The 404-nt window shown below is 60.9% G+C and carries 1 protein-coding gene; it reads left to right on the forward strand.

From position 1 onward, the window contains the following. The first annotated feature begins 113 nt into the window (after positions 1-113). Positions 114-401: an Asp-tRNA(Asn)/Glu-tRNA(Gln) amidotransferase subunit GatC gene (gene gatC, locus GFC01_RS18445; protein ID WP_003255165.1), complete on the forward strand. Its 288-nt coding sequence runs from the start codon at positions 114-116 to the stop codon at positions 399-401. Positions 402-404 lie beyond the last annotated feature (3 nt).

Genomic DNA, 404 nt, shown 5'->3' on the forward strand with positions numbered 1-404 from the left:
GGCTGTTTTTCCGAGCACGCCAGCAGAATTTCGCGGCCGTTAGCCCGCCAGAAAGCTGACATGTTCCTCACCGCGGACCCAAATTCCGTTCTTTGTTTCCCTTGGAGATCCTCATGGCGCTTGAACGCTGCGACGTGGAAAAGATCGCCCATCTGGCCCGCCTGGGCCTGAATGATGGCGAACTGCCACGCATTACCGACGCCCTGAACAGCATTCTCGGCCTGGTCGACCAGATGCAAGCGGTCGATACCACTGGCATCGAGCCCCTGGCCCACCCGCTGGAGGCCAGCCAGCGCCTGCGTCCTGACCAAGTCACCGAAAGCAACCAGCGCGATGCCTACCAGGCCATCGCGCCGTCGACCGAAAGCGGTCTGTACCTGGTTCCCAAAGTCATCGAGTAAGGG

The sequence above is a fragment of the Desulfofundulus thermobenzoicus genome (genome assembly GCF_009428905.1).
Classification (GTDB): Bacteria; Bacillota; Desulfotomaculia; order Desulfotomaculales; family Desulfovirgulaceae; genus Desulfofundulus_A; species Desulfofundulus_A thermobenzoicus.

What these genes read in the sequence shown, in the direction of transcription:
- gatC (WP_003255165.1), top strand. Translation starts at nt 114, where the DNA reads ATGGCGCTTGAACGCTGCGACGTGGAAAAGATCGCCCATCTGGCCCGC.